This window comes from Opitutia bacterium ISCC 52 (genome assembly GCA_014529675.2).
GTDB lineage: Bacteria > Verrucomicrobiota > Verrucomicrobiia > Opitutales > UBA2995 > UBA2995.
Genome location: CP076040.1, coordinates 4,766,019 through 4,786,580 on the forward strand (window position 1 = coordinate 4,766,019; position 20,562 = coordinate 4,786,580).

The 20,562-nt window shown below is 48.8% G+C and carries 16 protein-coding genes; 9 read left to right on the plus strand and 7 right to left on the minus strand.

What is annotated here, in order from left to right; all coding sequences use genetic code 11:
• Nucleotides 1-105: 105 nt before the first annotated feature.
• The 7 genes from GA003_20610 to xseA all read left to right on the plus strand — a co-directional run bounded on the left by GA003_20610 (nucleotide 106) and on the right by xseA (nucleotide 9,224).
• Entirely contained in the window at nucleotides 106-1,539 is a 1,434-nt protein-coding gene (locus GA003_20610; protein ID QXD28366.1) for a UbiA family prenyltransferase, read from the plus strand.
• An 88-nt stretch (nucleotides 1,540-1,627) separates the two neighbouring features.
• Nucleotides 1,628-2,938, plus strand: coding sequence for an FAD-binding oxidoreductase (locus tag GA003_20615; protein QXD28367.1), 1,311 nt, complete (start codon nucleotides 1,628-1,630; stop codon nucleotides 2,936-2,938).
• 5 nt (nucleotides 2,939-2,943) lie between these two features.
• Nucleotides 2,944-3,681 (plus strand): SDR family oxidoreductase, encoded by a 738-nt coding sequence (locus GA003_20620; protein QXD28368.1) that lies wholly within the window; start codon nucleotides 2,944-2,946, stop codon nucleotides 3,679-3,681.
• 118 nt (nucleotides 3,682-3,799) lie between these two features.
• Nucleotides 3,800-5,245 carry a glycosyltransferase gene (locus tag GA003_20625; protein QXD28369.1) on the plus strand — a complete coding sequence of 482 codons (1,446 nt, stop codon included), beginning with the start codon at nucleotides 3,800-3,802 and terminating at the stop codon, nucleotides 5,243-5,245.
• A gap of 83 nt (nucleotides 5,246-5,328) precedes the next feature.
• The gene (locus GA003_20630; GenBank protein ID QXD28370.1) at nucleotides 5,329-7,173 is read left to right on the plus strand and encodes a hypothetical protein; all 1,845 of its coding nucleotides are present in this window, start codon (nucleotides 5,329-5,331) and stop codon (nucleotides 7,171-7,173) included.
• A gap of 55 nt (nucleotides 7,174-7,228) precedes the next feature.
• On the plus strand, nucleotides 7,229-7,915 hold the full coding sequence (locus tag GA003_20635) for a VTT domain-containing protein (GenBank protein ID QXD28371.1): 687 nt from the start codon (nucleotides 7,229-7,231) through the stop codon (nucleotides 7,913-7,915).
• Nucleotides 7,872-9,224 carry an exodeoxyribonuclease VII large subunit gene (xseA, locus tag GA003_20640; protein ID QXD28372.1) on the plus strand — a complete coding sequence of 451 codons (1,353 nt, stop codon included), beginning with the start codon at nucleotides 7,872-7,874 and terminating at the stop codon, nucleotides 9,222-9,224. Before GA003_20635 ends, xseA begins: the two co-directional genes overlap by 44 nt.
• A gap of 110 nt (nucleotides 9,225-9,334) precedes the next feature.
• On the opposite strand, the gene GA003_20645 is transcribed toward xseA, so the two are convergent.
• The 3 genes from GA003_20645 to GA003_20655 all read right to left on the minus strand — a co-directional run bounded on the left by GA003_20645 (nucleotide 9,335) and on the right by GA003_20655 (nucleotide 12,700).
• Entirely contained in the window at nucleotides 9,335-10,477 is a 1,143-nt protein-coding gene (locus tag GA003_20645) for a Gfo/Idh/MocA family oxidoreductase (GenBank protein QXD30493.1), read from the minus strand.
• A gap of 67 nt (nucleotides 10,478-10,544) precedes the next feature.
• On the minus strand, nucleotides 10,545-11,624 hold the full coding sequence (locus tag GA003_20650) for a Gfo/Idh/MocA family oxidoreductase (protein ID QXD28373.1): 1,080 nt from the start codon (nucleotides 11,622-11,624) through the stop codon (nucleotides 10,545-10,547).
• A 32-nt stretch (nucleotides 11,625-11,656) separates the two neighbouring features.
• Nucleotides 11,657-12,700 carry a sugar phosphate isomerase/epimerase gene (locus GA003_20655; GenBank protein ID QXD28374.1) on the minus strand — a complete coding sequence of 348 codons (1,044 nt, stop codon included), beginning with the start codon at nucleotides 12,698-12,700 and terminating at the stop codon, nucleotides 11,657-11,659.
• A gap of 172 nt (nucleotides 12,701-12,872) precedes the next feature.
• Between GA003_20655 and GA003_20660 the strand changes: the two genes are divergently transcribed.
• Together GA003_20660 and GA003_20665 are read left to right on the plus strand one after the other, a co-directional pair.
• Nucleotides 12,873-13,538 (plus strand): hypothetical protein, encoded by a 666-nt coding sequence (locus GA003_20660; protein ID QXD28375.1) that lies wholly within the window; start codon nucleotides 12,873-12,875, stop codon nucleotides 13,536-13,538.
• A 3-nt stretch (nucleotides 13,539-13,541) separates the two neighbouring features.
• Nucleotides 13,542-14,336, plus strand: a complete 795-nt coding sequence (locus GA003_20665; GenBank protein QXD28376.1) for an Fpg/Nei family DNA glycosylase — start codon at nucleotides 13,542-13,544, stop codon at nucleotides 14,334-14,336.
• 50 nt (nucleotides 14,337-14,386) lie between these two features.
• Here the strand turns inward: GA003_20665 and GA003_20670 are convergent, their stop codons facing one another.
• The 4 genes from GA003_20670 to gcvPB form a co-directional block, all read right to left on the minus strand.
• Nucleotides 14,387-15,598 (minus strand): DUF1343 domain-containing protein, encoded by a 1,212-nt coding sequence (locus GA003_20670; protein QXD28377.1) that lies wholly within the window; start codon nucleotides 15,596-15,598, stop codon nucleotides 14,387-14,389.
• Nucleotides 15,599-15,696: 98 nt separating this feature from the next.
• Nucleotides 15,697-16,221 (minus strand): DUF2062 domain-containing protein, encoded by a 525-nt coding sequence (locus GA003_20675; protein QXD28378.1) that lies wholly within the window; start codon nucleotides 16,219-16,221, stop codon nucleotides 15,697-15,699.
• Nucleotides 16,222-16,378: 157 nt separating this feature from the next.
• Nucleotides 16,379-17,536, minus strand: a complete 1,158-nt coding sequence (locus GA003_20680) for a glycerate kinase (protein ID QXD28379.1) — start codon at nucleotides 17,534-17,536, stop codon at nucleotides 16,379-16,381.
• Between the two features lie 21 nt (nucleotides 17,537-17,557).
• The gene (gene gcvPB, locus GA003_20685) at nucleotides 17,558-20,560 is read right to left on the minus strand and encodes an aminomethyl-transferring glycine dehydrogenase subunit GcvPB (protein QXD28380.1); all 3,003 of its coding nucleotides are present in this window, start codon (nucleotides 20,558-20,560) and stop codon (nucleotides 17,558-17,560) included.
• Between the last annotated feature and the right edge of the window lie 2 nt (nucleotides 20,561-20,562).

A 20,562-nucleotide genomic window follows, 5' to 3' on the forward strand; every position in this document is an offset into this window, starting at 1 on the left:
CTTGGAGGCCGGTGATAAATGAAAGTATCCAACACACAATCCGATCCATTCTCTATGGATACTTGCAATCCGAGGGATCGTTCTCAAGAAACGTGTCATCAATACATGAATCCTTCCCTGCCACTTTGTGTCGACTTGGACGGCACGCTTCTAGCCACCGATTGTTTGTGGGAAAGCTTCGTCCTGAGGCTTAAACAAAATCCGCTTATATTATTTCTTGTACTCTTTTGGTTATTGAAAGGGAAAGCGTTCTTGAAGAGTCGTTTAGCTTCTAAAGTGGAGCTGGATGTAGAGACCTTACCTGAGAATCCTCGTTTTCTTAACTGGTTGGCCTCCCAGGTAAATCTGGATCGAAAGATCTATTTGGTTTCTGCCAGTGATCAGGCTTTGGTCTCCTCCGTTGCAGATAAGTTTGGATTTTTTAATGAAGCCATAGGAAGCAGCGAAGGTGTAAATCTCAGGGGAAAGAACAAAGCCAAGTATTTGGTCGATCGGTTTGGCGAAAAAGGCTTCGATTATGCAGGGAATGACTTTTCCGACCTCGCAATTTGGGCACATAGCCAGACTGCTATTCTTGTGCACCCTTTGCCAAGATTGACGGCGAAGGTGCCAGAGCAGAATCGAGTCATTATCGAAGAAGATCGAGTCTCTGTTCCTAGAGCTTTTCTAAAGGCCATTCGACCTCATCAATGGATGAAGAATCTGTTGATTTTTATCCCCTTGGTGACCGCTCATGTTTATTACGAAACGTCAGCCTGGATCTCTGCGCTTCTAGCTTTTGTCTCTTTTTCTTTCTGTGCCTCTGCCGTATATCTGATCAACGATTTAACCGATTTGGTTTCGGATCGCTTGCACAGCTCAAAGCGAAACCGTCCTTTTGCATCGGGAGTTTTACCACTATACTACGGACTGATTGGGTCGCCATTTTTACTGATGTTCAGCCTGCTGATCATGATATTTGCCAATTATACATCGGGTCTTCCGGTGCTTGGTATCTACTTTTTGGCGACGTGTTTATATTCGTTTTGGCTCAAACAAGTGGCGGGTGTCGACATCATCTTTCTGGCGGGTTTGTATAGCCTGCGGCTGATCCAGGGTGGAGCGGTTATCGAAGTCGAGATTTCGGAATGGCTCCTCGCCTTTTCCCTGTTCTTTTTCCTCAGTCTCGCCCTGGCCAAACGGTTTTCCGAATTATTCAACATCAAAGAAGAAAATCGCGACAAAGCAATGAGGCGTGGATATCTCGCTTCGGATCTCAACCTCATGGCGATGCTAGGATCCAGCAGTGCTTATTTATCTGTACTGGTACTGGCACTGGCACTTTATGTAAGCAGCGAGCGGGTTTCGGGCTTATATCGACAACCGGAGTGGATCTGGTTAATTTGTCCCATCATGTTGACCTGGGTTACGCGGCTTTGGCTGGTTACCTATAGAGGCAAAATGGATGAGGATCCTATCTCATTCGCAATCAAGGATCGATTCAGCTACGGAACGGTGCTCTTGATGGGGTTTGTGGCCTTCCTGGCTTCTCCCATTTAAAAATTCGTCAAGAAAAGGAAAAGGCTTCCTTATCTGCTTAACTTTGGAAAGAGGCGGCCTAGTGTTCGTACTTTCTCACCCTAGAATTATGAACCGTTTCCAAAGCTGGGGTCGTTTCCCCAAAGCTGAACAGGATATATATGCCATGCGCTGGAAAGATGGTATGCTTCCTGATACTGGCGAAAAATCCGTACTCCCGTTCGGATTAGGACGGAGTTATGGCGATAGTTGCTTGAATAACGGGCAATCACTTGTCGAAACGTCCGGGTTGAACCGATTTATAGCCTTCGATGAAAAAGCAGGCACCCTTTGTTGTGAAGCCGGCGTATCACTGGATGAGATTCTAAAACTTATTGTTCCTAAAGGCTGGTTTCTTCCAACTACTCCAGGAACCAAATTCATTACCGTCGGCGGAGCCATTGCCAATGACATTCATGGGAAAAACCATCATGTCGCCGGAACCTTCGGATGTCATGTAAAAGCATTTGAGCTATTGCGGTCTGATGGATCGCGAACGCGATGCACTCCAAGAACGAACTCCGAGCTATTTAAAGCAACGATTGGAGGTTTGGGGCTCACCGGTCTAATTACCTGGGCGGAGTTCCGGCTGAAGAAAATCAATAATGCCTGGATCGAAATGGAATCGATCAAGTTTGAAGGCATTGGTGAGTTTATGAAGTTATCCAGGGAGTCAGACCAAGATTGGGAGTATACCGTTTCTTGGATCGACTGCGTTGCTCGCGGGAAAGCATTTGCCCGAGGAATATTTATGCGAGGCAATCATGCCCCAGCGATTGTCATGTCTCGAAAAGTGCATGCTGAACCTAAGCTCACCACTCCTTTCAATTGCCCAAATATGATGCTAAATTCTCTTAGTATCAAAGCTTTCAATACCGTCTATTATGGCAAGCAGCGCGCGAAGAAAGTAAGATCTCGGACTCACTACGATCCCTTCTTCTATCCATTGGATGCCGTAAATGACTGGAATCGCATCTACGGTCGTCGAGGATTCTTTCAATACCAGTTTGTCGTCCCTTTTGAAGGAGGCTCTGAAACCATGGAGAAGATCCTGGAGAAAATTACTGTCTCCAAACAAGGATCATTCCTAGCGGTTATTAAAGCCTTTGGAGATAAAAAATCACCGGGTATGCTCTCTTTCCCGAAACCTGGGATAACACTGGCTCTTGATTTTCCAAATCGCGGGGAGTCGACTACTCAATTATTTAATGATTTAGACCAGATAGTAGATTCGGCGGGAGGCTCGGTGTATCCTGCAAAAGATGCTCGGATGAGTCCTGATTTCTTTCAGAAGGCGTATCCACAGTGGGAAGCATTTTCTAAATTTATTGATCCCCAATTTTCCTCTTCTTTCTGGCGGCGTGTTACCGTTCAGGCCTAAACACTATGAAAACGATCCTAATTGTGGGGGCTTATGCCTCAATCGCCGAAGAAACGGCGAAAGTATATGCCGCTCAAGGAAATCGTCTCATACTTTGGGGGCGTAGCGAAGATCGACTGAAGAGTGTTCAACAAAACTTAAAGGTATTGGGAGCGGACGATGTTCACTGGTTTGAAATCGATTTAAATCATTGTGCCGATCACGCTCCTCTGCTGGAGAAATCTATTCAGAAAGCCGGAAACATCGACCTGGCATTGGTAGCCCATGGGACGTTACCCGATCAAAGCGCGATTGAGTCCGACTTCAGCGCTATTGAAGAAGTTATTTACACCAATTTTCTTACCTATGCATCCATACTGACGGTCTTGGCTAACTGCTTTGAAAATCAGAAGCGCGGAACCATAGCGGCCATTTCTTCCGTTGCAGCGGACAGAGGCCGAAAAAGTAATTACATCTATGGGGCTGCCAAGGCGGGTGCTTCAACTTTCATCGACGGACTTCGCGGCCGCATGGCCGTTTTCGGAGTCCATGTTGTAAACATCAAACCGGGAACGGTGGATACGCCCATGACAGCTCACCTGGAGAAGGGGGCTTTATTTGCTCAACCCAAAGCAATAGCCACCGGTATTGTCTCAGCTATCTCAAAGAAGAAACACACCGTCTACCTCCCAGGATACTGGCGACTCATCATGTTTATCATCCGATCCATCCCTGAATTTATATTTAAGAAAACGAATTTCTAAACGCTTCATTCGAGGAGAGCCCAAGTATAGCCCGCCAGGGTGTGCACTTTAATCTCCTTGTATGACATTAAGCTGCCTCGATATTCTCTCACCAACTCATCCTATCACATCCTATCTTATGAGCTTCCAAGAACACTTTGACTGGGTGGCTGAAAATGACGCCGGCCCTCGCAAAGCTCAGCAATCCTACCATCAGCAAATCCAAGGCTTACTGCGTTATCATATTCCAGAGGCCTCCAAAGTTCTCGAATGGGGAACAGGTCCCGGAGAACTGCTAGAAGCTTTAAATCCTTCTCGAGGCTTGGGTGTTGATCTAAGTCCTAAAATGGTGGAGCGGGCAAAGTCTGAGCGTTCAGGTTCCAATCTCGAATTCCGACAAGGTGATTTGATGAAAGAAAGCGTAGATGAGGAATTCGATGCCGTGGTGCTCGATTACCTACCTGGCCACCTCCAGGACATACACGCTGCCATATCCAACGTGAGGCAATCCTGCCACGCACGGACGCGCCTCTATGTATTGTCTTTGAATCATGGTTGGCAGCCCCTGCTAGCAATCGGGAAGTTGTTTGGAAAGGTCGTGAAGCAACCAGAGAGCAATTGGCTTAGCAAAACCGACCTTTGCAATATTTTGGAGCTCAATGGATTTGAAGTCCTCACTCGAACCACCGAGCAAATCTTTCCTTTTCAGATCCCTTTGGTGAGTGGTTTCTTCAATCGCTTTCTAGTCAGGCTCCCATTTTTCCGCCACTTTGGGATGTCCAACTTTATCGTGGCGCGGCCAATTGCGAAACCCCCTCTTGATGGAGATATCTCCTGTTCGGTGGTAGTCCCGGCCCGCAATGAATCTGGTAATGTCCTGGGTGCGCTCGAACGGATCCCCGTTATGGGCAAACAGACGGAAATCATATTTGTAGAAGGCCACAGTACCGACGACACTTGGGAAGTCATCCAAAGAGAAACGGAAGCCTATGAAGGGCCCCACAATATACAGATCCTTCAACAACCTGGAAAGGGTAAGTGGGACGCTGTGTTTGCTGGATTTTCCGTGGCTAAGGGTGACATTCTCGTAATTCAGGATGCAGATTTAACCGCTCCCCCGGAAGACCTCCCTAAGTTTTTTGAAGCTGTCGAAGAAGGCCGTGCAGAATTCGCCAATGGCTGTCGACTCGTTTATCCCATGGAGTCAGAAGCAATGCGGTTCTTGAACCTGCTTGGGAACAAGTTCTTTGCTACCGCCTTAAGTTTTGTTTTGGGACATGACATTAAAGACAGCCTCTGTGGCACAAAAATGATGTTGCGAAGCGATTACGAGCGTCTGCTCAAAAGAATCGAGGTATTGGGTGACTTTGACCCCTTTGGGGATTTCAATTTGTTGTTCGGGAGTGCCATGTTAGACCTGAAGATTCGCGATGTGCTCGTACGTTACAAGGATCGTGCATATGGAGATACGAATATTTCTCGTTTCAGACATGGCTGGATTTTGTTGAAAATGACTTTCTTTGGATTAAGAAAAATTAAGTTCTTCCCTTCATTCTATCGAAAAGAGCCGAGAAATCTGAAGTAAAATTCACATCTGCCCTTCGTGGGGTCCTCCTCGTCACTGCGGGATATTTGTTTATTTACCAACTATGGTACAGTGCCCAGCCTATGGGTCTTGATCCAGTTCTGGACGGCAAGCAGAACATTCTGATTGCGGAAAAGATGTATGAGGGAGAGTCCTTTGACCAACCCTTTCACCGAGCGCCTCTCTATCCGTATCTTATTTCTCTAGCACGGCATATTAATGTACTGGACTTGCCGGTTGCATTGGTTGCCCGTGGGATGAACAGCTTTTTTGTATTAGTGACTACCTTCTTCACCTGTCAACTAGCTTGGCTCGTTTGGAAGAGAAGGTATGCAGTTTGGTTTGCCGGTATAGCGGTTGGCTGTAATCCGGTCATATTATTTTTTGCAGGGGACCCGTTGGACATAACGATTGCGACATCCTGTTTTATGATTGCTTGTTGGTCTGCTTACCGAAGTTATCGGTCCAGAAGATTTCGGTGGGGACTATACCTGATAGGCAGCTTGGCTATCGGAGCTGGTATGGCGCTGCGCTCTCATCTTATACTTATAGGTTTATTGTGGCCCGTAATTCACGGTCTTGTAGCCTTGCGAAACAAGAGTACGCGGAAACCTATTTACATCGGATTGGCTTTTGCGATCGGCATCATTGGTCCTGCCTCTTCCTTCATAGGTGTTGGATTGGGCAATAAAGTTGCTGCGGGGGAATTCCGCATGATGCCCTGGGGAGGTGCTTACTTGTTATGGGCTGGAAACGGAGAGCTAAATAACGGTCGTTATTATGAGCAGACCGTGGATGTCGATTTTGAAGATGGAGAGTATCAGAATCCCAGCATTTTAGAATCCATTTACTACTACGTCGATGAAACGCGGGAGGAACCTCCGTATGACATTGATGCGATGAATGACTTTTTCATGAAGGAAGCCATTGATGAGATACTAGACGATCCAGTGCAATGGATTGGATTGATGTTTCGAAAGACTCACAGTCTGGTGCACAATTATGAGCAGTACGACAATAAGACCTACTCACTGCAAAAGTCCGATTCTCCCTTTCTGAGATTCAATCCGATCGGTTGGGGATTATTATTTCTAGCTGCTGCAACTGGAGCCTGTATTTTGTATTCAGACCGAAAGAGTACTTTCTGGGGACTATTGTTAATCTTTGGCCTCTACGCGATCATGGTTCTGTCCACATTTACAGCTAACCGATATCGTGTTCCGCTGATACCGATTCTAGCAATTCTGGCTGCGGGGCTTCCAAAAATATATTTTCGCTCCGATCGCGTTTCAAAGCGTCAGAAGGTCATTATGATTTATGTGGGCGGGGTTGTCGCCACCATTACCTTCATCCCTTTTTTCGGCATAGCCGCTAAAGACACCTATCTGGGAGATTACGCATTGATGGCGAACGCCGCTCACCGCAGAGGTTTTGATGATGACGCTGTCGACTGGTCACAACTTGCTCTGGAGATTGACCCCGCAAGAAGGGATATGAAGGAAATTGAGATCATTTCCCTCTTCAATACCTGGTATGGATATGGGAAAAACTGGGTCATAACTGCTTGGGCTGAAGATTACCTCAGTGAAATTGAAGAATTTAATAAAGACACCGAAGAGATAACTTACATTCGGGGAGTGTATCTGTGGAAGCTTGGTCGAGCCGAAGAGGCTTGCCGATTCTGGAAACATGCAGCTGCCACTTTTGGAGATGCGGATTCGGCCTTTGCCTTGATTTGGAACTGTGAGCTGGGCGATCAAGAGCTGGATCAACTGCCTGAATCATCGCGACTGAGAGCTAAAGCGATTAAGAACAAAGAGATTGGTTTTAAGGAAACCCCGGGCAGTGATCCTTACACGGCCGAGACGATTCGAGACCTATCCCGGTTTTACTTGTGCGCTTTTGAACCCTTTAAAGACGAAGAATAACTGCGGCTTGTTCTTGCGCCGGAGGAAGATGTCCCTCTAATCCAGGTTTCTCTTTATGTCCGACGGATCTTCAGCAAAAAAAATTAAGCTTCTGCTCACGGCCACACTTTGCGGTGGCGGCATTGTTTTTTTGGCTTTGTATTTTACCGATCTAGAAATCGCGGATATCAAGAATTGGATTCAGTACTGGACGGATGAGATTCAAACTTGGCCAGCCATACTTTTCTTTTTGATGGTAGCTTTGTTACCTTTAATTGGTTTTCCCATTTCTCCATTGTTCATAATTGCAGGGATTCGATTCGGTGCAGCCTGGGCGATTCCGTTTTCACTGGCTGCATTAGCAGTCAATCTGGCGTTGGCACATTGGATTAGCACTAAACTTCTCCACTCCACTATTCAAAAAATCGCCATAAAGTGGGATTACGACATTCCCAAGGTGGGACACGAGAATGCCAAAAAATGGGTCTTGGTAATTCGCCTCTGCGGAGCTCCTTTGGCGGTTCAAAACTATATTCTTGGATTATCCTACGTTCCATTTTGGCCATATCTGTGGGTATCCTTGGCGGCACAGGCCCCGGTGGTGATTGGAATCATCATTTTTGGAGAATCTTTCCTGACCGGAAATGTGGGAAAAGCGCTTTTGGGCCTCGCAGTGCTTGTCATTGCCTTGGTAGCTGTTTCTTTTTTGAAGAAACGCTATGCCCAACCGAAATCAGGATCTGTTGATACCTCCGGCGGATGAAATTGAGTCCGTTACTGAGTTTACCAAGAAGGTAAAGTACCTGCTCGAAACTGAAATCGGTGGTGCTTGGATACGGGGTGAGGTTTCAAACCTCAGGCGCCAAGCAAGTGGCCACGTTTACTTCTCGCTTAAAGATGAGGGGAGTCAGGTATCTTCTGTTTTATTTCGCAATGATGCTTACAAGCAAAGCGTTGATTTGGAGGATGGTATGCAAGTGGTCGTCTTTGGGCAAATCAGTGTCTACGAACCTCGGGGTAATTATCAACTGATCGTTCGCCTGGTAGTGCAAGATGGGTTGGGTAAGCTGCAACGTGAATTTGAACGATTGAAAGCGCAGCTCCTTGAAGAAGGACTTTTCGACGAAGACATAAAAAAGCCAATTCCGACTTTTCCAAGAGCGGTTGGAATCATCACTTCTCCAACAGGAGCCGCCGTTCAGGATTTTATTCGGATCCTAAAACGTCGGGAGTGGGTTGGACACATCCTCGTGCTACCGGCAAAAGTGCAGGGGGAAGGTTCGGCCGAGGAGATCGCCAGCATGATCGACTTTGCGCAAAAGCTCTCTGGTTTGGAACTCTTGGTGGTTGGGCGTGGAGGTGGAAGCTTGGAAGACCTGTGGGCGTTCAACGAGGAAGCCGTTGTTAGAGCTATTCATCGATCGGACCTGCCTGTCATTTCGGCTGTGGGTCATGAGATTGATTTTACACTATCAGACTTCGCATCCGATATGAGGGCTGAAACCCCTTCAGCGGCTGCAGAAGTGATAAGCAGTCACTATCTGGAATTAATCGATCGCTTTGATACGGCTGCCGACAATTTGGCCTATTGGACGAGCGATGGCCTGCAAACGAGAAAGGACTCGATCGAGCAGCTTCAACGTCGGCTGCAGTTACTGTCCCCGGTTAGCCGGATTGAGCAATCCCAGTTAAGGGTCGACGATCTTTCCAGTCGGCTTGCGTCAGTTTTGAGCTCCTCATTTTTGGAATATCGGAACCGATTATCGGAGGCCAAGCTGACCATCCAGACTGCCGATCCCAGTTCCAGGATCAAGCGATACCGACTGCAGGCTCAATCGGATGGGCATCGATTGCTCGCAGCTATGAGCTCGGAATTTATGGAAAAGAGAAGCCGCCTCTATCGGGCGGAATCGTTGCTGCGTTCTCTGAGTCCGGAATCTATTTTAAACCGGGGCTTTGCCATTATTCGCGACGATGTAGGTCGTCCAATTACGTCTAGGAAATCCATTCAATCCGGAGATAAAGTCACCGCAGAATTCAAAGACGGTGAAGCGAACTTGCTTGGGGAATAGATATTATTAAAGGCGTTGAAAAGGTAGGGTTACTGCATCCCGATTGTGCCGAAAAAAAGTCCCGCGAGTTGCACTCTGCGGGACTTTGAAAGAATTGGTTTTAATGAGTCCTACAGTTTAGGAAACTTCGTCCACTTAGTCTTAGATTTGCTGGACTTCACAACGGACTCAATAAAGGCCATTCCGTAGATACCATCATCAATGGTTGGAAAGTCATAGGACTTCTTGGGCTTCTTTCCATTTACTTCATCCCAAATGGCTTCGGCTGCTCCCAGATACACATTCGCAAACGCTTCAATGAATCCTTCTGGGTGAGCAAAGGGAGTTCGTGAATTGTTTTGCGCGGCTTTTCCTAAGTAGTCGTTTCCGCGGCGAAGAATCTGACGCGGTTTATCTGCATACTTAATGATAAGCTCATTGGGATCTTCCTGATGCCACTCAAGAGATGATTTAGTACCGTAGGCGCGGATCGTGAGTGCGTTTTCGTCTCCATTGGAGATTTGAGAAGCATAAAGGATTCCCTTGGCACCTCCCTTGTAGCGGATGAGCACATTGCCATCATCATCCAGTTCACGGCCAGGGATAAAGGCTGTGAGCTCAGCACAGAGTTCGTCAATTTCCAGGCCGGTGATGTAGTGGACCAAATTCTCTGCATGAGTTCCGATGTCTCCCATGCAATTGGATGCACCCGATACATTTGGGTCGGTTCGCCAAGAATTTATTTTGGTTGGGCCCTTTCGATCCACATCGCCAACCGCATAACCCTGTGGGTATTCGACGACGACTTTGAGGATGCGGCCTAATTTACCCTTCTTAACAAACTCCTTGGCTTCCTTCACCATCGGATATCCGGTGTAGTTATGCGTGAGCGCAAATACCTTCCCGGTTTTCTCAACGACTTTCTTGAGTGCCTTGGCTTCCTTCAGATTAATACCGAGTGGCTTGTCGCAGATCACATTGATCCCCGCATTCAGAAACGCTTTGGCAACAGGCACATGAAGGTTGTTGCGAACAACAATACTCACGAAGTCGATCCTTTGGTCAGCTGGTAGAGCTGCTTCCTTTTTCGCCATGTCCTCGTAGGAGGTATACACGCGCTTCGGATCGAGAAAGAAATCCTTGCCGGACAATTTTGAAGTTCTGGCTTTAGATGAGAAGCACCCTGCGACGAGTTCAATCTTACCATCCAGGTTTGCTGCCATGCGATGAACAGCACCGATGAAGGCTCCACGGCCTCCGCCAACCATTCCCATTCTTAATTTTCTATTCATGCTTTAAGTAGGTATTCAGGGGTTTACTCCAAAGGTTGAAACTTTGAGGTTAGCACTCAACCGGCTTGCCGGTGTTTGCTGATTCGTAAAGAGCATCGATGACCTTCATCAAAGAGTGTGCCTGGTCCACGGTGTTGAGTGGCTCTTCCTTGCCTTCAATAGTAGCGACAAAGTTAGCAGCCGAACGGGAACGCCCCATGTCTTCACAGGCTTCCACAATCACTTCGCGATTTACAGAGTTTCCGCCTTCTTGCACGTAGAGCTCACAGCTATCGATGCAAGTTTCGTCGAGGCCGTCTGAACCGAAGAGGCGCTCGATCTTTCCACCGGCTCCAGTGCCTTGGAATACGACCGATACTTCCTCGCGTTTCACCATTTCTGCCCAGGAGACTTGCATGGACAAAACTTGACCGGTCTTGAAACTTACAAATCCGTGAGCGGCGCTTTCAACATCTGTGGTTCCATCGGCGTTGTCAGGAATGCCCCAGGGGCCTTTGAAGTTCTTGTCTGTGATGAAATCGTCGAATGTTGCTCCGAGAACGTATGCCGGTTCTGGGTAATCCATTAAGAACATGGCCAGGTCGACCATGTGAAGTAGATCGATCAATGGGCCTCCACCAGCGAGTGCTTTTGTGGTAAACCATCCTCCTAAACCGGGAATGCCGGTGCGGCGAATCCACTTCGCTTGGGCCGAGTTGATTTTACCCACCGCGCCATCTGCGATGTACTGCTTCATGGCGTAGGATTCTGGGCGGGCCCGGTTGTTGAAGTTAAACATCACCGTTTTACCTGCTTTCTCGGCAGCGGCTTTCATGTCCGCTACTTGATCTGCATTGATGGCTGGTGGCTTTTCGCAGAACGCGTGCTTTCCGGATTCCAACACCTGGATCACCAGGGGTGCGTGAAACTTATTGGGTACAATTACGGAAATAGCATCCAGCTCCTCCATCGCCAAGATCGCTTCAACACTTCCTAGTGCTGTGGGGATCCCGTATTTTTCAGCTGCTGCTTGTGCGGCTGGTTCATGCATGTCGGCAATAGCGACGACTTCTGCTCCCGCTTGGCGGAAACCGGCAATATGATATTGAGCCATACCTCCGGCTCCAATGACTCCTACTTTTGTGCTCATATTAAAATGCTCGTTTGTAATGGGTTCTAGATCTATTGGTTCGACTTGTCGAAAGCCGCATCAAACGCCATTTCGTTGGGCTTGAAATCGACCGACTTTACGAAAGCGGCTGCTTCCTCTGCGCCATGGAATCGATCCATGCGACCGTCTTCCCATTCAACCGAAAGAGGTCCTGCGTAACCTATGTCGTTTAGTGCAACAATGATTTCTTCGAAATTGATGTCACCATGTCCGAGTGAACGGAAGTCCCAGAAACGGCGAGGATCAGTAAAGTCAGTGTGACCGCCAAACACGCCTACGCTTCCGTCACCATGACTCCACCAAACATCCTTCATGTGGGCGTGGTAAATTCTGTCCGGGAATTCTCGGATAAACTTCACGTAATCAACTCCCTGATAACCCAGGTGAGATGGATCGTAGTTAAATCCAAAACGTTTGTGTCCTTTAACTGCATCGATGGCACGTGCTGCAGAGGCAATGTCGAAGGCAATTTCCGTTGGGTGAACTTCGAGTGCAAAGTTTACGTTCACAGCATCGAATGCATCCAGGATGGGTGTGAAGCGTTTCGCAAAGTCCTGGAAACCCTTTTCATACATTTCCTGTGTGGTTGGTGGAAATGCGTAGAGCATGTGCCAGATACTGGATCCTGTAAATCCATTCACAACGGCCGGGAAGTCATCCTTCTTTTTGCGGCCTGGTTTCAGGTCCATAAATTTTCGGCAGGCTTTACCGGCTGCAATCATATCGCGAGCAGCACGTTTGCGAACACCCTCTGGTTTTCCGTCGCCCCAGACTTGTTCGGTGAGGATCGCCTGATGGCGTTCATCAACCAAATCACAAATGGCCTGACCCGTGAGGTGGTTGGATATTGCGTAGCAGGTAAGACCGTTGTCGGAGAGTAGCTCCCATTTCTCTTTCAGGTACTTTTTACTGCGGTTGGCTTGACGGATGTCGAAGTGATCTCCCCAGCAGGCGAGTTCGAGACCATCGTAACCCATCGCCTTCGCTTTGGGTGCTAGCTCTTCCAAGGGCAGGTCCGCCCATTGGCCAGTGAATAGGGTGCATGTTCTAGGCATAATTCTATAGGTAAAATTCTGAATTGAGTGGACAACTCCAAGCATCGCTCGGGCTGAGGTGAAAGGTTAAAAGTAAGCCGTTTTGCCCGCCGTGTTGGCAATTCAAAAAATCGAAGACTCCCTCAATAAACGAATTGTTGTCCGCAGCTAATTGAATGTATAACTTTGAGCTATGAATAGAAAGCTCCGTATTCTGCCGCTTTGCCTGCTCGGCCTAATGGTCATCGGCTACGCAAGAGCTGAGACATTGAAGGACTGGGGCACTCTACAAGAAAGTAAAATTGGTCTACCCGATTTAATTTCCCTGATCACTGGGCACGAAGTCTATGATTGGGATGAAGATCTAGCTCCGACCTTGATGGGAATTGGTGAATCCGTGGTCGCTGAAGTACGACGGAACCCGATCCAAACGGAGCGCATCAACGAAGTCGGGAATGCTGTTGAGCTCTATGTGTTGGCGGAACTCGAAAAAGCAGGGCTCGCTTCCGGGCGGCCTACGCCTCCATCGGGCCGTAAAAAAACTGCAGGCTACCCGGACATTTATGCACAATCGGGCGATGACTATTACTATATCGAGATTAAGACCTACTCACCGAAGACCGTGAAGAGCAGTCAGCGCACCTTTTATATTTCTCCATCTCAGGACTTTAAGGTCACCCATGACGCCTACCATCTGTTGCTCGCATTTTCGACCGAAGAGGTGGAGGATGGTCTGTATTCACTTACTGGATTCAAGCTACTCGGCCTCTACGGACTCGAGTGCAACTTGAAGTTGGAATTCAATGCGAGCAACAAGAACCTCTACAGTAAAGAATCGGGCCTTGTGATTGAGGAATAGTAAATGCCGGAACTTGCCGAAGTAGATTACTTTCGAAAACAGTGGAACCCTGGCCTGGGGCAAAAGGTTGTTCAGGTCATTACGCATCCATGGACTCGCTTGTATCGTGGGGAGTCGCCGTTGGAGTTAGTTAAGGGATTGGCCGGTGCAAGCTTTGTATCATCCGAAACACACGGTAAGCAAATGCTATTCCGAACAGACAACCATGGGTGGCTAGGTATCCATTTGGGCATGACAGGAGAGCTGTTGTTCACTCATGAGACTCCTATTGATGATCGGTATGCGCATCTGGTGTTGCAAACGGAAGAGGGAGCTTTGGTCTTCAACGACCCCAGGCAATTTGGTCGAGTTAGGTTTGCATTGGGAATCGATCCACCCGATTGGTGGGCTGATTTGCCATCCCAGGTTCTAGACCATCAATTCACCTTTGCCTATTTTAGCGCTTTGCTCGAAAGGAGAAAGGGCAGTCAGCTAAAACCGCTGCTGCTCATGCAGGATCTTTTTCCAGGGATCGGAAATTGGATGGCGGACGAAATCCTTTGGCGTGCACGATTAGCCCCGAACCGTCGGGTCAAAAGTCTAAACGAAAGCGAGCGTCGCATCTTATTCAAGGGAGTTCGTTATGTGGCCAAACATTCGCTCCGGATCTTAGGCGATGATTGGGGAGATTTCCCCGACTCCTGGTTGTTTAATCATCGCTGGAAGGCTGGCGGCACCTGTCCCAAGAGTAAGCAGCCGCTAAGCCGCGATACGATTGGCGGTCGTACCACCTGCTGGTCACCCGCTCTTCAGCTGTAGGAGAGGCTTTACGCCTCGATTGCTTTGAGGACGCCGGCATCGACCCAAACCTACTTATACAACCAATACCGCCTGGTTGTTTCCCGATAGGCCAAAGCCTGCTTTTCCCAGAGGGCGACCCAACCCGCCACATTGACTCGAGAGCCTTCTGTTGAGATGGCCTTCCACCAAGCCGTTGAACCCACATGTTTGTTGAACAAGCGCTCGGTGGAGAAAGTGACATTCTGAAAAGGATTCGAACCATTAAACTCGGCGGTCAGTTTCATCATATAGAAGCTGAGTTCGGTCGGGCGCAGGCTATCAAACTCGGTGACGGTGGTATAGACACCCACTTCTCGTTGACCATTGGATTTGATAAATTCCTTTTGCTGGAACCGTAGTCCGGGAATTCGCATCTGAGTAAGGCGCTGTTGAAGTCGTTGGGGGGAAACCCCTGGGAAGGTGAGCATCCTAAAAGGATACTTGGAACCGATCCCGTGACGGAAGCCTCCAACTTGAGCTCCGAGCCCCGTCATGGGGTAACCCAGCACCGCCGACAAGTCAGGGATGTTTGGCGAAGTGGCTATCCATTTGAGCCCGGTGCTTGGCCATAGCATATTTCGTTTCCATCCCTGCATGGGAATCACCGTTAGTCGTCCTCGTTGACGAACGGAATCGACTAAATCCAGCCAGCCAGGAGTGGCTTTGGCCATTCGTGCAATTTCGCCTATGGTTAGGCCATGGACATATGGAGTAGGGAAGGGGCCGACGTAGCTTTCCCACACTTTTTCGAGCATGGGTCCGTCCACCTTAATCCCGCCAAGTGGGTTGGGCCGATCGAGGACTATGACTTCTTTCCCATTTTCGAAACAAGCTTCCATAGTCAGTTTCATGCACGCAACATAGGTGTAGGAACGAACCCCTACATCCTGTAGGTCCACCACCATCACATCGATCCCCTGAAGCATGGACGGAGCGGGCTTCCGGTATTCGCCATAAAGTGAGTAGACCGGGAGTCCCGTTCGGCGATGAATGCCATTCTTGATTTTCACCTCAGCCTCCGCGACGCCATCGATTCCATGCTCGGGACCATAGAGCGAGCGTAGGTGAACTTGAGGAGCTTTGTGGAGCACATCGATGCTACTCACGCCATTCCGATTCACTCCTGCCTTGTGCGTCAACAGGCCCACCCGCTTTCCTTGTAGAATGGAAAACCGATTCTTCTCCAGGACATCGATTCCCATCAGGATCTTGGACGCCGCTCCTACGGAACTGACGGTCATTGTCAGGCTGACAAGGAGTAGAAGAGATGAAAGTACTGAGAATCTAGGATGAGTGGGCATAGTTGGGATGGTAACCCCAGATATGCAACAAAGGGCGCTTAGAGGGCAACCTCAGAAGTGCGAAAACCCCGTTTGATCCTGATCAGATAGAACCCATACATCACTAGGCCGAAAACCGTCCCCAGGACGACACCGCCTACCATGGTAGAATTGACACCGTGGACAAGGTTTTCAGCCCCCTTTTCAGCAAACCCGATTCCCTGTAGGATCCAGGATCCGACTTTGTAATTCGCCAAGTAAATGGGAACTAAGGTCAATGGGTTGGATACAAATTGAAGGCCTGCGATGACCGGAAGGTTTACCTTCAACAAAACGGCCAATGCGACCACGGTTAGAAGTTGCACCCCAAAGATCGGAAGAAAGGCGATGACCGAACCCAGAAAAATGGCAGGAGCAACTCGGTTTTCCTTGAATGACCAGAGGTACTTTCGTCTTTGCAAGTGTGCTCCAAACTGCTTCAACACAGGCATTTTCCCCAGGGAACGCTTACTCGGCATCCAGCGCAGCAACCAACGAAGACGTAGCAATTTTCGTATGCGAAGGCGTCTGTTTTCACGTGCCATCTGAACTGTTTCCCGAGGGGTGCCCATCATCTGCCTCTAGAATGGAACTTCCCTTCCGCATTACGCAAACGGCCCAGGTATTTTGACAATTCGTTATCAAAAAATTCAGCTTTTACCTGTGGATTTCCTATGAATGGAAAATTCTCAGCTTGAGAAATTATGTCTCCAGATTTTTAACTGTGCGGGAAAGGTTTTTGGGTCCCATAATTAAGGCCTCCTCTAACGGAAGCTTTCGAGGAGAAATTTCAATCAGATCGATGGGATTGGAAAAGAAGCTTTTATCTACTTCAATACGGCCGGCCATGATGGTGACTCGTTTGCCTTCAGTAAGTGCAGTTTGGGCAAGTGTCCCTGGCCCTTTGCCTTGGAGAGAGCTTGCATCGAATTTGCCCTCGCCGGTAATAAGCCAGTCGCAGGCTGAGATTTTATCTGGTAGGTTGAGCCATTGGGCTACGAGGTCGAAACCTGGGAGAAGTTCCACTTCACAAGCTGTGCTGAGGCCGAAGGTGATGCCGCCGGCAGCTCCGCTACCGGGTACTTCGGTGAGGCTCCAGGGTTTGTCTAAGTAATCACAAAGGAGCCGGGCGATGCGTTGTCCTTCGGCTTCGATGCGAGAGTGATCCTCTTGCTTCAGCCCTTTTTGTGGCCCGAAGATGGCTGCTGCTCCATTAGGACCGAATACTGGGTTCTCCACGTCACAGGCGATTTTGAAGGGGGGCAGGTTTTTTGGCAGTGAGCCACCGAGATGATCGATTTTATGCCAGAGCTCGGGGCGAGCCGAGATCAGGCGTTCGCCATTGAGGTCATAGAATTCGAGTCCGAGAGATTCGAGGACTCCGAGCCCAAGGTCGTTGGTTGAACTGCCTCCAACACCAAGGAGGATCGTTTCTGCGCCTGCCTCTACTGCTAGTTTGATGAGTTGACCGGTTCCGAAGGAGCTTGTTTTCCAACAATCTCGTTTATCGATTGGCAACTCTTGTAGTCCAGTTGCTTGTGCCATTTCAATGATGGCGACTTTACTTTGGTCGTTGAGCTTCCAATCGGTTCGGGTCTCTTGGCTCAATTGTTCTCCTGCTACCCAACCCAAATTAGCTTCGATAGGGTTTAGGATCGAACCTGGTACGGTGTGATTTTCTAGTGCCCCCTTGAGTGAGTTAGTCAGGATTTCACAAAACCCTTCACCGCCATCTGCAAGGGCCACTGTATCAATGATCCAATTGGGATGTGTTTTCGACAGTGCAGATTCAACGATTTGCCCGGCCTCATGAGCTTCCATGGAGTCCTTAAATTTATCGAAGCAGATCAGGACGTTCATGGAGTAAGAGTCTAGTTGAGATTAGGCGTGAGCGACGAGCTTTTGATAAATCTCATCCACCGTGCTTGCTTGAAGTTCTTTGGCGGCGATACGGTTTTGTGGCGGCTCAGGGAGCTCTTGTAGTGATTCGTTGAGCTGGAGTTGTCGATTTGCAGTTACTTCATCGACTCGATTGATGGGCGTAAAGATGGGAACCTTGGCTAACAATTGAGGTGTCTCTCGAATGATTTTCCGAATAGCTAGCACCGCTTCCGTGAAACGATCCAGCTCAGCTTTACTATAACTCTCTGTGGGCTCGAACATGAGACCGTATACTTCAGGGAAGGCCACCGTTGGCGCATGGAAACCAAAGTCCAGGAAAAGTTTCCCAATGCGTGGTATGGCAACTGCTTTGGAAATGCCAGCTTCTTCCAACGCCTCGAAATCTGCGTCATCGAGGGTCAGGATAAATTCATGCATGCGCGGAATATCTTGGGCGTCTTTTGGCAGGGCAGGGAAGTGCTCACCCAGAGTTTTGAATAAGTACTGGGACGACAACACCGCTACGGCAGACATTTGCTTGATCCCAGTTCCACCCAACCGAAGCAGGTAAGTGAAGCATCGAATCTTGTGGGCAAAGTTACCCCAATGGCGATGGAATGAACCGATCGATTTGGTTGCTTTAACTGGCAGGTATTGTTCGCTCTGTTTTTCAATTTGGAACCCAGGCAGGAAGTCTACGAGCTTGTCGCTAACGGCTACGATGGCATCTCCCGGGCCGCCTCCACCATGTGGAATGGTCCAGGTTTTGTGTAAGTTGTTGTGAACCGCGTCTACACCCAGAGCATTTAGGTCGACCCAACCGGCTATCGCATTCATGTTGGCGCCGTCCATATAAACAAGGCCGCCGGCTTCGTGAATGAGATCGGCCATCTCCTTGAATCTACTCTCAAAGATGCCGCCTGTGTTAGGATTGGTGACCATGATTCCAGCAACGTGCTTGCCTTGAGTCGCCAGAATCTCCTTCAAGCTTTCCATGTCGATTTGACCGGTGGGATCCGCTTCCAGATAAACGATACCGGTCTTCCGTCCATTGACGACTTTGTTCTGATAGCCAGCCGTAGTAGCCGTGGCAAAGTTGGTGCCGTGGGCACTGCGCGGAATAATAACCGCATCGCGCTCCGAATCTCCTCGGTCTGTATGGTAAGCTTGAAACAGTTTGATGCCTACCAGCTCTCCTTGTGCCCCCGCAACGGGCTGCGTTGTAACTCCGGCAAGCCCGGTGATTGCTTTGAACCATTCCTGTGTTTCGAAAAGCAGCCGCAGGTTGCCCTGGACATCTTCGGATGGTGCTTGCGGATGCGAGTCTGCGAATCCGGGTAGTCCTGCTGCCCAATCATTGATGTATGGGTTGTACTTCATCGTGCAAGACCCAAGAGGGTAGCAAGTATCGTCTGGGCTCACATTCAACTCACCTAGTTTGTCGTAATAAGCTTTTAACTCTTCGAGTGAAACCTTCGGCAGAGTGAGGTGGCTTGATCGTGTTTGATCGTGGGCAAGTTCTGGGGCTGAAATTGCTTCTGCGGATTCACCCGGAAATTGTTCTTCGAAGAACGTAACCAATTGTTCGATATCTTCTGTGGATTGCCGGTCATTGAAGGATAGTTTCAGGAGATGTTTTTCTTCTCCCACACGGTTGGAAACATCTACGCCGATATGTAGGTCTGACGCGATGCCTTTGGTAATCAATTCGGATACCGGTACCGGTATTTCCACTACGAACTCGTTGAAGAATGCTTGGTTTGAGAAGGGAAATGACAGGGCATTGATTCTGGTTAGCTTCTGGAAAGCTTGGACGGCATTGGATCGTGCTTTGGAACAGGCTTGAGTCATTCCGGCGTCACCACGCTGAAGAACAGCGGCTCCAACGATCGTGGCAATATAGGCCTGGTTGGAGCAGATGTTTGAAGTAGCTTTCTCTTTTCTGATATGTTGCTCGCGTGTGGACAAGACCATCACTCGGCATTCCTGACCATTGATGTCGACCGCTTTCCCAACATAGCGTCCCGGTGATTGGCGAATATCGTTCTTGGCCGAGTCGTTTAATCGCACACCGAACAGACCTAACCCAGGTCCGCCGAAGTTTGCTCCCAGGCCGAGGTGTTGTCCTTCGCCAACAATCATGTCTACACCGTTGTCTCCAAAATCGACCGGTCGTTTCAGGCCTCCATAGGCGAGTAACATTGGATCTATGACTGCGATACTTTTAACACCGATTTCCCTGATGCAGTTTGTAAGCGTATCTACATCTTCGATAAGTCCATGGTGATTTACATGTGGGAAAATCACGCCGGCTAGCCGTGATCCTAGCTCTTCTGTTTTTTCAGAGATCACATTCGGTGAAGTGAGGCCCGTCTCACTATCGAGGGGTATCCACTCGATCTGAATGTCGGTATCTTGAATGAGCGTTTCTATGACTTCTCGATCTCCAGGATAAATACCATCTGAAATAATCACGGTATCGGATTTACGAGCCATGCGAAGAGCAGCGCAGGTAGCTTCAAATATAGCAGTCGACCGGTCGTATAGAGATGAGTTTACGGCTTCGAACCCGGTCAGCTCTGTCATACAGCACTGGTAAATCCAGTGGGTTAGGAGTGTTCCTTGGCTTCTCTCAGGCTGGTAGGGAGTATATGAGGTGGTCAGGTTGCGGATGTTGCAAACGTAGGGAACGATATCCGGCACTTCAAATTGAGGTAGGCCATCACCGAGGAAGGAGGTGCGAAGTTTATTCTCGCAAGACCAATCAAACAGGGTGTTTTGCAATTCCTCGTAGGATTGAGGTCCGGGAAGATCGAGAGGATTGGAGAATTTAACGTCGTCAGCAATATGGGAGAACAGATCTCCGACCGACTCAGCGCCGATGGTCCTAAGCATGGCCTCAAGATCTTCTGTAGAGGCTGAGACGTAATATTCCTTCAGTTCTCTTGGTAGGGCTTCAGGGTTGTAGCCCAAGGAAGGGCGGGAATCGGATTGAGGTGCCATTG